Consider the following 12,441-nt stretch of genomic DNA (forward strand, 5'->3'; position numbering starts at 1 on the left):
GCATCTGTAGGCAATGTGCGCCCTTAGCTCAGCTGGATAGAGCAACGCCCTTCTAAGGCGTGGGTCGTAGGTTCAAATCCTACAGGGCGCGCCATACAGTGGTGGCTATAGCTCAGTTGGTAGAGCCCCGGATTGTGATTCCGGTTGTCGAGGGTTCAAGTCCCTTTAGCCACCCCATTTTTTGTATGGTTTAGTAAAAAGTATATCGGTGATTAGCGCAGCTTGGTAGCGCACTTGGTTTGGGTCCAAGGGGTCGCAAGTTCGAATCTTGCATCACCGACCACTTCTTATTTTTGATTGTTTCATGTGATTTATTTAACTACCGTATGTAGCTTAAAAAATTAAATACTGATTTAGGTTCCACTAAGTTCAGTCGCAAGTTCAAATCTTGCATTACTAACCACTTTATTAAAATTCTTCAGTTAAATCCTCCTAAATAGCAATTTTACTTTCTATTATTACCTCAATAGCATTAAATTTTTAATTTATTTGCGTTCTATGCTCGACTCTTGTTTAAAGCACCGCTATAATTTCGCGTCATTATTTTAATCTGAACATCTTTATTCGGATTTTCCGGGCTCTGCTAGTAATACTGGCAGGCTGCATACATAACTTTATTATAAAGTTTTGTTGACTATATTTAGATGCGTTATAGAAAGCGTACAAACGCTAAGTTTTTTGAGGTAATTAAATGCAAGTTTCAGTTGAGACTACACAAGGTTTGGAACGTCGTTTAACGATTTCTGTTCCTGCCGAAACAGTAGATGTTGAAGTTAAAAATCGTCTTCGCCACATCGGTAAGACCCAACGTATCAATGGTTTTCGTCCAGGCAAAGTGCCACCATCGGTTATTCAAAAACGCTATGGTCAATCTGTTCGTCAAGAAGTTGCTGGTGAATTTATGCAACGCAACTTTGTTGATGCGATTGTTGCTGAAAAATTAAACCCAGCCGGTCGTCCAGCATTTGTTGCCAAAAGCAACGAAGATGGTCAACCATTAGAATTTGAAGCAACATTTGAGATCTACCCTGATGTTGTTTTAAAAGATTTAGATAAGATAGCGGTAGAACGTCCTGCAGTCGACGTTACCGAAGCTGACCTTGATGAAATGTTTGAAACATTACAAAATCAGCATAAAACGTGGAAAGAAAACAAGCGTAAAACGAAGACAGGCGATAAGCTAACTATCGATTTCAATGGCCGCGTTGACGGTGAAGAATTTGAAGGTGGTAAAGCTGAAGGTTTTGAACTTGAATTAGGTTCAGGTCGAATGATCCCTGGTTTCGAAACAGACATCATAGGTATGAAAGCTGGCGAAGAAAAAACTATCACAGTATCTTTTCCAGACGATTACCATGCTGAGAAGCTTAAAGGTAAAACTGCTGAGTTTGATATTGTTGTGCATACAACTGAATCAGCCGTTTTACCAGAAATAGATGATGAGTTTGCAAAACTATTCGGCGTAGAAACTGGTGGTGTTGCTGCACTTCGTGAAGAAGTTGGCAAAAACATGGCGCGCGAACTTAACCAAGCTGTTAAAGCTAAAGTTAAAGAGCAAGTGATTGAAGGCCTACTTGAAGTTAGCGAATTAGATATTCCAGCGGCACTTATTGCGCAAGAAGTTGACGTATTGCGCAAGCAAGCTATGAAACGTTTTGCCGATCAAATGGACCCTAATAACTTACCAGAGCTTCCAGCTGAAATGTTTGAAGAACAAGCGAAACGCCGCGTTAAAACGGGCTTGCTTTTAGGTGAAGTGATCAAAGTTAACGAATTAAAAGTTGACGAAGCTAAAGTAACTGACTTAATTGAGTCAGCAGCTTCAGCTTATGAAGATCCATCTGAAGTTATTGAGTACTACAAAACTAACAAAGAACTTGCTCAACAAATGCAAAATGTTGCATTAGAAGAACAAGCTGTAGAATTGTTACTTGCCAGTGCAAATGTAACAGACAAAAAAGCCAGCTTTAAAGATATCATGAATCCTGAAGGTAAATAGACCTTTTAGATTGACATTCTGCTGAGCAATCGCTTAAATGGCTTGTATGGGGACATATGAGCCATTTTTTTTATAAAAGGAAAGTTAGTTGTTTACTTCTCAAAATAATTCTCACGATTTAACGAGTATGACCGAAAGTGCCTTAGTACCTATGGTTGTTGAGCAAACTGCCAAAGGTGAGCGCTCTTACGATATTTACTCAAGACTGTTAAAAGAGCGCGTAATCTTCCTTTGTGGTCAAGTTGAAGACCATATGGCTAATTTGATCGTTGCCCAATTGCTATTTTTAGAGTCAGAAAGCCCAGATAAAGATATTTATTTATATATAAATTCTCCAGGGGGCTCTGTGACTGCAGGCATGGCTATTTACGATACCATGAAGTTTATTAAGCCAAATATTAGCACAGTTTGTATTGGTCAAGCGGCTAGCATGGGCGCATTTTTGCTATCTGGCGGAGAAAAGGGCAAACGTTATTGTTTACCTAATGCTCGTGTCATGATTCATCAACCTCTTGGTGGTTTTCAAGGTCAAGCTTCTGATATTCAAATTCATGCAAAAGAAATTTTGTATATCAAAGACAAGCTTAATCGTTTAATGGCAGAGCACACCGGCCAAAGCTTAGATAAAATATCTGACGATACAGACCGTGATAATTTCTTAAGTGCTGAAAGCGCGGTTGAATATGGTTTAGTTGATGCCATACTAGAACAAAGAATGGATAAATAACGTTCTATTTTGTGATGCGCGTTGTTATTCTCGCGATTTATGAAATACTGAATAGTATTTGTTTGTAAAATTTTTAAAATATTAGAGGTACCGTATGACCGATATGAAAACAGGTGACGGTGATGACGGTAAGTTACTGTATTGCTCATTTTGTGGTAAAAGTCAGCATGAAGTGCGTAAGTTAATTGCAGGCCCTTCAGTCTTTGTTTGTGATGAATGTGTTGAGTTATGCAATGACATTATCCGCGAAGAAATTAAAGAAATTGCGCCTAAGCAAGATAAAGAAAGCTTACCAACGCCAATCGAAATTCGTGAAAGCTTAGATGACTACGTTATCGGGCAAGAACACGCTAAAAAAGTGCTTGCTGTTGCGGTTTATAACCATTACAAGCGTTTGCGCAATGGTGACTCACATAATGGTGTAGAGCTAAGCAAAAGTAATATTTTGTTGATTGGCCCTACGGGTAGTGGCAAAACATTACTAGCGCAAACATTAGCGCGCTTATTAGATGTACCATTTACCATGGCTGATGCCACCACACTAACCGAAGCGGGTTATGTGGGCGAAGATGTTGAAAACATCATTCAGAAGCTACTGCAAAAATGTGACTATGACGTTGAAAAAGCACAACGTGGTATTGTTTATATTGATGAAATTGATAAGATTTCACGTAAATCAGACAATCCATCAATCACCCGTGATGTTTCGGGCGAAGGTGTGCAGCAAGCGTTATTGAAACTCATTGAAGGTACTATTGCCTCTGTACCGCCGCAAGGTGGTCGTAAGCATCCACAACAAGAATTTTTGCAGGTTGACACCTCAAAGATTCTATTTATCTGTGGTGGTGCGTTTGCAGGCCTTGATAAAGTTGTTGAACAACGTTGTCAAACCGGCACAGGTATTGGTTTTGGCGCGACAGTTCGTGGCAAAGACGACGAGAAAACCTTAACACAGCTTTTTCAAGAAGTTGAGCCTCAAGATCTAGTTAAATATGGGCTGATCCCTGAATTTATTGGCCGTCTACCTGTCGTTGCAACCTTGACAGAGCTTGATGAACAGGCACTTATTCAAATCTTACAAGAGCCTAAAAATGCCTTAACTAAGCAATTTTCTGCGCTTTTTGATATGGAAAATGTTGAACTTGAATTCAGAGCCGATGCTTTAACCGCTATTGCCCATAAAGCTATGGTGCGTAAAACCGGTGCTCGTGGCTTACGCTCGATTGTTGAAGGGGTTCTACTAGAAACTATGTATGAATTACCATCGATGGAAAATGCTGTTAAAGTTGTTGTTGATGAAACGGTCATTAGAGGCGAGTCTAAACCTATTATTATTTATGAAACGCAGCAAGATAAAGCGTCATCAGAATAATTATTTCGCTAATTTAAGTCTAAAAAGTGATGTTAGCCAGTTTGGTTAACGTCACTTTTTTTTATTCATCTGTTGAAAGTATTTACAAACACCCCATATACAAATACATATCCTTAAAAATCACATCATACTATTCACCGAGAGAGTAACCAATGACTAAAGAGTTATCTGGCGTAGTTGAAATTCCCGTATTAGCCTTACGTGATGTCGTTGTCTATCCACAAATGGTTATCCCATTATTTGTTGGTCGCGAGAAATCTATCCGTTGTCTTGATATTGCCAACGAAAATGATAAGCAAATATTCCTTGTTGCACAAAAAGATGCTGCAGTAGACGACCCGGCACAGAGCGATTTGTACCAAACCGGTACTATTGCCACTATTTTGCAAATGCTTAAATTACCTGATGGTACCGTTAAAGTACTGGTTGAAGGTGTGCGTCGAGCTCAAATTACTGAGTTTGTTGAAACTGATGAATACTTTACCGCCAATGCTACATTTTTAAGTGTTGAAGGTGTTCCTGACGATAGTACTGAAGTGTTAATTCGCTCGGCTATTTCTCAGTTTGAAGGTTATGTAAAATTAAATAAAAAAATACCACCGGAAGTCTTAACGTCGGTTTCAGGTATTGATGATGCCGAGCAGTTAGCCGACACTATGGCAGCTCATATGCCACTTAAATTAGTCGACAAACAAAAGGTACTAGAAATTACCCATGTTTCAGAACGTCTTGAGTTTTTAATGGCGTTAATGGAAGGTGAAATCGATTTATTGCAAGTTGAGAAGAAAATTCGCACGCGTGTTAAAAAACAAATGGAAAAAAGTCAGCGCGAATATTATTTGAATGAGCAGATGAAAGCAATTCAAAAAGAATTAGGTGATGACGAAGAGGGTACGAACGAAGCTGATCAAATAGAAAAGCAGATCGAAGCCGCGCAAATGCCTAAAGAAGCAAAAGAAAAAACCTTAACAGAATTAAAAAAATTAAAAATGATGTCACCCATGTCAGCTGAAGCCACGGTTGTGCGCAGCTATATCGAATGGATGATTAGTGTGCCATGGAAAAAGCGCAGTAAATTAAAGCGTGATCTTAAATTAGCACAAGAAGTGTTAGATAAAGACCATTACGGACTCGATAAAGTTAAAGAGCGCATAGTAGAGTACTTGGCCGTTCAACAACGTGTTAGTCATTTAAAAGGGCCTATTTTGTGTTTAGTTGGGCCTCCAGGTGTAGGTAAAACCTCGTTAGGACAATCTATTGCTAAATCGACCGGTCGTAAATATGTCCGTATGGCGCTAGGTGGTGTACGAGACGAAGCTGAAATACGTGGACATAGACGAACCTATATTGGCTCATTACCGGGCAAGCTAATTCAAAAAATAGCTAAAGTTGGCGTGAAAAATCCGTTATTTTTGTTAGATGAAATAGATAAAATGGCTTCTGACATGCGTGGCGATCCTGCCTCGGCATTATTAGAAGTGCTAGATCCAGAGCAAAATAGCAGCTTTAATGATCACTATTTGGAAGTTGATTATGACTTATCTGATGTGATGTTTGTTGCTACGTCAAATAGTATGAATATTCCTGGCCCCTTACTAGATCGTATGGAAGTTATCCATCTGTCGGGTTATACCGAAGATGAAAAGCTTAACATTGCGAAAAATCACTTGCTTGATAAGCAAATAGAACGCAACGGTTTAAAAAGTAAAGAAATTGAAATAGAAGACAGCGCCATTGTCGGTATTATTCGTTATTACACTCGTGAGGCTGGTGTGCGTGGCTTAGAACGTGATATTTCTAAGTTATGTCGTAAAGCGGTTAAATCGATTTTATTGGATAAAAACGTCAAAAAGGTAACGATAAATCAAGCGAATTTATCAGAATTTCTTGGTGTGCAACGCTTTGATTATGGTAAAGCAGACGATGAAAATCGTGTTGGTTTAGTCACTGGTCTTGCTTGGACTCAAGTCGGCGGTGAGCTACTGACCATTGAAACTGCTTCTGTGCCAGGCAAAGGTAAGTTGAGCTATACGGGTTCGCTTGGTGACGTAATGCAAGAGTCGATACAAGCGGCAATGATGGTAGTGCGAAGTCGTACAGAAAAGCTACGGATTAATAGTGACTTTCATGAAAAACGCGATATTCATGTGCATGTACCTGAAGGTGCAACACCGAAAGACGGCCCAAGTGCTGGTGTCGGTATGTGTACGGCATTAGTATCAAGTTTAACCGGTAATCCAGTCAGAGCTGACGTGGCAATGACTGGCGAAATTACTTTACGTGGTGAAGTACTGGCAATTGGTGGCTTAAAAGAGAAATTACTTGCCGCGCATCGTGGTGGTATCAAAACGGTTATTATACCTAAAGATAATGAGCGCGATTTGATAGAAATACCTGACAATGTCAAAGCTGATCTAGCCATTTACCCAGTGAAATGGATAGATGAAGTGTTAAACATTGCTTTAGAACATCCTGTTGATAAATGGCAGTTAGACAAGGAAGTGGTTAGAAAATAGCTGTTTTTGTTAAAAAACTTAAAAAAATAGCAAAAAAATTGATAAAAACGTAATTAACGCTTTTCAAACGCTGAAACTATGGTAAGTTAATGACGCTAACAACGCTAGAGCCCCCATTTATAAGGGGCCTAGTAGAGATAAAAATTATTATCAATATTTTTAGTTTTCTTTAACTCGGCGCTTTATGTTCAAAAAGAAGCTTAGGATAAAGTTTCTGCAGGACGCTAAACAGAAGATAGCGCTGAATAATAACAATTGAAGGGGAATACACTGTGAACAAATCTCAACTTATCGAGAAAATTGCTGCGGGTGCTGACATTTCTAAAGCTGCGGCTGGTCGTGCATTAGATTCATTTATCGAAGCAGTTACAGAAGAATTAAAGGGTGGCGAGCAAGTTGCACTAGTTGGTTTTGGTACTTTCTCAGTACGTGACCGTGCTGCACGTACAGGTCGTAACCCACAAACTGGTGCGACTATCGAAATCGCAGCAGCAAAAATCCCATCTTTTAAAGCTGGTAAAGCACTTAAAGATGCTTGCAACGCTTAATTAATAGCTTTGCTAAAGATTGAACATTAAGCCGCTTTTATAAGCGGCTTAATTGTTTCTAGCGCATTAGTTATCATTGAAAAGACTAATCGTAATAACATCACTTCCTTCAGTAAACTATAAAGCTTAATACCAGTTTCATTAAGTTATGGTCACTTATGCTGGTTAAAGTAAACCACAGCTAGGTTACTCTTCATCAATATCCCGCATAAAGCACCCAAAGGTAATAAAACTGGTTTAATTACCTCTTTAACTTCTTCTTAAAATTTTGTGTGCTTTTTATGGTACTAGTTAATTTATGCTACTAATCAATTTAGGCTAGGTTTACCTGCAATTAAACATAGCATTGGTAGCTTTGCACTTAGGGTTAATGGGCAATGTTATTTGGCATATTAGAAAAATAAAGTTGAGCCATTAGGTGGTTATAGCAACGACAAGTTTACCGCAACTAATTAACCACTATTATTACGATGAATATGTGGCTTTTTTGCGACGGTATCGCTAGAAAAAACCAGATAAAATTGTTACGCTATGCCACTTATAAACAAGGGTGTTAAACGTTACTTATTGCTTTAAATAACTTTAATTAAAACCTCTTACAGGGCTAATACTCAGCAGTTTAAATAATTTGATCAACATAGGTATAAATTAAATAATATGACTACATTCTGGCTGGCAGTTTTATCATTAATAGTGATTGCATTAATTATTGTCTGGCGTATTTTTTCTTCATCTAAAAATACTATTGGTGCAGAAAATCTAAATATTCGTCAAGAAACCAATGTCACACTTTACCATGAGCACTTATCACTTCTCGAAAACGATTTGGCTGAGGGCAGTATTGGGCAAGACAGTTACCTACAATTAAAAGCAGAGTTAGATAAAACACTTTTGCAAGATGCTACATTAAGTAAATCGTCAAGGGTTGAAAAACAACAGACATCATGGTTATGGCCACTAGGCATAGCATTGGCTGTCGTTAGCTTTAGCTTATATACCTACATGAACCTTGGTTCGTATGCACAATTGAGTTCACCTGTCCTGAGTAATGAAAATAACGCACAGAGTGAATTAGCCCCAGAACAAATGCTAGTTCGTCGTTTACAGAAACTTCAGCGCGAGGTAAAAGACGACCCGAGTAATTCACAAGCTTTGTTCAGCTTAGGTCAAGCCTATATTTCTGCCGGTGAGTTTGACAATGCGATTGAGGCGTTTGACGGCGTAATGAAGCAAGTTGGCGAGCATGCCGAGTTATTAGGGCCAAAAGCTCAAGCGATGTATTATAAAAATAATCAGCAATTGAGCTCAGACATTCAAGCTGTGATTGATAAGGCATTAGTGTTAAACCCATTAGACGCATCAACCAATATCCTTTTAGGTATGGACAGTTTCACCAAGCGAAAGTTTGCTAAAGCAGTGCAGTACTGGGAAGTGGTTTTAAATAGCGACCGGCCAGGGATAAGTACACAAGCGCTAGCGGGCGCTGTAGAAGAAGCTAAAAACCAATTGCGCTTGAGCAATAAAAATACAGCTTCTGGAGCCGGTAGTGCTGAACTTGAGGCAAACTTGCCACACCTTACTATTGAGGTATCTTTAGCGGCGAATGTTCAAGAACAATTGATCAAGGGTGAAGATAAAACCGTATATATATATGCCATTGCTACAGAGGGGCCTAGAATGCCTTTAGCTGCGGTAAAAATTAAAGCCAGTGACTTGCCGCTCAGTATAGTTTTAGATGATTCACAAGCAATGACGCCACAAATGCGCTTAAGTAGTGTGGATAAAGTTCATATTTACGCCGTAGTGTCTATGCAAGGTAGTGTGGGTATTAAGTCGGGTGACTTTAAAGCAGAAGCACTTAATGTTGATGCGATGGAAAAAAGTTTAATAACAATGAAAATATCAGTACAAGTACCATAAAGGTAATGGCTTAAGTATCACTGTAAAACTTACCTCTGGTAACATTTAGGGTGATATTTAAGCTGAGAAGATCTGATTTGGCGCTAGTCTTGACTAGTTAAAATCAGCTAAACTTAGTCCCAATAATGTTTTAACATTAATTTACAGGAATTATCATGATCCCAGAGCTCGGGCACTTCGCACTCATTATCGGGTTAGCGTTTGCATTATGTTTAAGCGTAGTGCCGCTGATTGGCGTAGCGCAGAACAATCATCAATTAATCAATAGTGCCAAACCATTGAGTTTTGGTCTTTTCTTCTTTGTAGCAATCAGTATTTTTTTATTAGGCTATAGCTTTACGGTAGATGACTTTTCAGTCAAATATATTGCCGGTCACTCTAATAGTTTATTACCTTATTATTTCAAAATCAGTGCGATCTGGGGCGGACACGAAGGCTCTATGCTACTTTGGGTTTTTGCCTTAACGTGTTGGACCTTCGCGGTGAGTGTTTTTAGTAAGCAATTAGAAAAAGAGTTTGTCGCGCGTGTTTTAGCGGTAATGGGCATGATTGCGGTTGGCTTTATTTTATTTACGCTATTAACCTCTAACCCGTTTGAGCGTTTATTACCAAACTTTCCGCTTGAAGGTCTTGATTTAAATCCATTATTACAAGATATTGGCTTAATCATTCACCCACCAATGTTATATATGGGGTATGTTGGCTTTTCAGTTGCTTTTGCTTTTGCTATTGCCGCGCTTATGGCTGGAAAAATGGATGCCGCATGGGCACGTTGGTCTCGCCCATGGACAGTTGCCGCTTGGTCATTTTTATCGGTAGGCATCGCGTTAGGTAGTTGGTGGGCATATTATGAACTTGGCTGGGGCGGTTGGTGGTTTTGGGATCCTGTTGAAAATGCTTCATTTTTGCCGTGGCTTGCTGGTACTGCGCTGATTCATGCGTTAGCAGTAACAGAACAACGTAACACTTTTAAGCATTGGACATTATTACTGGCTATTTTTACTTTTTCTTTGGTTTTATTAGGAGCCTTTTTAGTCCGCTCAGGTGTTATTACTTCAGTACATTCATTTGCAGTAGATCCAGAGCGCGGCATTTACTTACTGGTATTATTAGCGATAGCCGTTGGCGGCTCGTTAACGCTTTATGCCTTTAGAGCTGCAAATGTTAGCAGCCCAAGCCGCTTTACGTTTTATTCACGTGAAAACGCTATTTTAATTGCCATGTCAATATTGGTCACGGCGACAGTGACTATTTTATTAGGCACACTTTACCCGCTAATCATCGATGCTATGGGCTTGGGAAAAATATCAGTAGGTGCACCCTATTTTAATGCTGTGTTTGTTCCTATGATGATCGCTCTATTTCTATTTATGGGTGTTGGGCCGCTTACTCGCTGGAAAAAAGCGCGTAAAGGTGAACTAGCTAAACATTTAAATAAAACTTCAATTTTTAGTGTCTTCTTTGGTGCTGCTTGGCCGTTTATCTATGCGGGTGAATTTACCCTAAGCGCATTCATTGGCATGACTTTAGGTTGTTGGATTGTCTTAGCTGTTTTAAAAGATGTATTTATCAATGCTAAGCAGGCCGACGGTAGCTTGAAATTTTCAGCTGTGCCACTTAATCATATTGGTATGGCGCTTGCCCATGCCGGCATTGCAATTACGGTTATTGGTGTGACTATGGTGTCGACCTATGAAAAAGAAATGAACATAAAGATGGCGCCAGGGGAAAGTGCTAATTTATCAGGTTACATGATAGAGTTTGCCGGCACTAAAGATGTTTTAGGACCAAATTATAGCGCAATTCAAGGGCAACTTAAGGTCTCACTGGACGGTGAATTTGTTACCTTATTAAAGCCTGAGCTACGTACTTATAAAGTACAACGTACCGGGATGACCGAGGCCGCCATTCATACCAACTTATGGCGTGATATTTACGTCGCTTTAGGTGATCCGCTAGAGCAAAACTCCTGGTCAATGCGCTTATATTATAAACCTTTTATTATCTGGATATGGTTAGGTGGTTTTTGTATGGCAATAGGTGGTTTCTTAGCGATATTAAGTAAACGCTATCGTAAGCGTGTGTTGGTCACAGAACAAAAGCTTAGCCAAACTAAACCCGCTGTTTTACAAGAGGCATAATTAGTGAAAAGTATTATTCGTTTTATCCCATTAATTCTATTTTTTTTATTGGCGGTATTATTATATCGAGGTTTATTTCTTAATCCGCAGTCGATGCCATCAGCCATGATAGGCAAGCCATTGCCAAACTTTGAATTGCCAACATTAAAATCGATTGAACAACGGGTAGGTCGAGATGATCTACAAGGCGATATCGTGTTACTTAATGTTTGGGCGACTTGGTGTATACAATGCAAATATGAGCATCCATACTTGCTTAATATTGCTCGTGATCCGCGTATTAAGCTCTATGGCCTTAATTTTACTGACGATCACAAGGCCGCTTTAAGTTGGTTAAAACAATATCAAGACCCTTATGTATTCTCAATTTTTGATGAACAGGGTGCACTTGGTCTAGATATTGGTGTATTTGGTGCGCCTGAAACTTTTGTTATTGATCACACAGGTATCATTCGTAAGCGTTTTGCAGGTCCGATTAACGATCAGGTATGGCAAAAAGAGTTTCTGCCGTTAATTGAAACTCTTGAAGCAGAAATGGCAGCAGGAGCGTCTTAATGCAAAACAGAATAGACAATAAAATCTTAATATTACAGCATGTTATTCGCTTGTTTATTAGCAGCATGCTGCTGATTGTTGTTTGGGTAACTAGTGTAAATGCTAGCCCAGTAGACACTTTTGAATTTAAAGATGAAGCAACCCAATTACGCTTTCAAGTATTATCCAAAGAGTTACGGTGTCCTAAGTGTCAAAATCAAAATTTAGCCGATTCGAACTCTAAAATTGCTGTAGATTTAAGAAATAACCTCTATAACCTGCTGCAAGAAGGTATGAGTGATCAAGAAGTTATTGACTTTATGGTCTACCGATATGGCGATTTTGTTTTATATCGACCGCCATTGAAAGAAAAAACTTATATTCTATGGTTTGCTCCATTGATTATTCTTTTCGGTTTTATTATCGGTGTGATATTTGTTTTACGAAAACGTAGTCAAGTTAAGGTAAATGAACATGATTTATCAACACAAGAGCAAGCTAACTTGGATGATATTCTCAATAAGCCGTAAATCCATTAAATTCATTAAAGCCATAAAAAAACATCTAAAGCTAAACTTGATGATATTAGTGTTTTTTATGCTTGGATGATGGTTATTTAACCGTTATTTCATCGCTAGAGTAAAAGGGTTTCATTTTTATTATTATTGGGCTAACATGCCCGTT

9 protein-coding genes and 3 tRNA genes are annotated in these 12,441 nt (G+C 38.9%); all 12 read left to right on the plus strand.

What is annotated here, in order from left to right:
- The first annotated feature begins 17 nt into the window (after positions 1-17).
- Positions 18-94 (plus strand) — tRNA-Arg (locus H4J61_RS10445).
- 7 nt (positions 95-101) lie between these two features.
- A tRNA-His gene (locus H4J61_RS10450) sits at positions 102-177 on the plus strand.
- Between the two features lie 29 nt (positions 178-206).
- Positions 207-283, plus strand: a tRNA-Pro gene (locus tag H4J61_RS10455).
- A 408-nt stretch (positions 284-691) separates the two neighbouring features.
- A complete protein-coding gene (tig, locus tag H4J61_RS10460; RefSeq protein ID WP_182185003.1) occupies positions 692-1,999 on the plus strand; it encodes a trigger factor in 1,308 nt (435 codons plus the stop codon).
- Positions 2,000-2,126: 127 nt separating this feature from the next.
- Positions 2,127-2,726: an ATP-dependent Clp endopeptidase proteolytic subunit ClpP gene (gene clpP, locus H4J61_RS10465; protein WP_182137037.1), complete on the plus strand. Its 600-nt coding sequence runs from the start codon at positions 2,127-2,129 to the stop codon at positions 2,724-2,726.
- A 94-nt stretch (positions 2,727-2,820) separates the two neighbouring features.
- Positions 2,821-4,098, plus strand: coding sequence for an ATP-dependent protease ATP-binding subunit ClpX (clpX, locus tag H4J61_RS10470; RefSeq protein WP_182136992.1), 1,278 nt, complete (start codon positions 2,821-2,823; stop codon positions 4,096-4,098).
- Between the two features lie 152 nt (positions 4,099-4,250).
- Entirely contained in the window at positions 4,251-6,614 is a 2,364-nt protein-coding gene (gene lon / locus H4J61_RS10475; protein ID WP_182136991.1) for an endopeptidase La, read from the plus strand.
- A 272-nt stretch (positions 6,615-6,886) separates the two neighbouring features.
- Complete coding sequence (gene hupB / locus H4J61_RS10480) at positions 6,887-7,162, plus strand: nucleoid-associated protein HU-beta (protein WP_146880417.1); 276 nt, start codon at positions 6,887-6,889, stop codon at positions 7,160-7,162.
- Positions 7,163-7,819: 657 nt separating this feature from the next.
- Positions 7,820-9,082 (plus strand): c-type cytochrome biogenesis protein CcmI, encoded by a 1,263-nt coding sequence (gene ccmI / locus H4J61_RS10485; RefSeq protein WP_182185004.1) that lies wholly within the window; start codon positions 7,820-7,822, stop codon positions 9,080-9,082.
- Between the two features lie 155 nt (positions 9,083-9,237).
- Complete coding sequence (locus H4J61_RS10490) at positions 9,238-11,223, plus strand: heme lyase CcmF/NrfE family subunit (protein ID WP_182185005.1); 1,986 nt, start codon at positions 9,238-9,240, stop codon at positions 11,221-11,223.
- 3 nt (positions 11,224-11,226) lie between these two features.
- Positions 11,227-11,778, plus strand: a complete 552-nt coding sequence (locus tag H4J61_RS10495; RefSeq protein WP_182185006.1) for a DsbE family thiol:disulfide interchange protein — start codon at positions 11,227-11,229, stop codon at positions 11,776-11,778.
- On the plus strand, positions 11,778-12,287 hold the full coding sequence (locus H4J61_RS10500; protein ID WP_182185007.1) for a cytochrome c-type biogenesis protein: 510 nt from the start codon (positions 11,778-11,780) through the stop codon (positions 12,285-12,287). Before H4J61_RS10495 ends, H4J61_RS10500 begins: the two co-directional genes overlap by 1 nt.
- Positions 12,288-12,441 lie beyond the last annotated feature (154 nt).

The organism is Colwellia sp. MB3u-4 (assembly GCF_014077065.1).
GTDB lineage: Bacteria > Pseudomonadota > Gammaproteobacteria > Enterobacterales > Alteromonadaceae > Cognaticolwellia.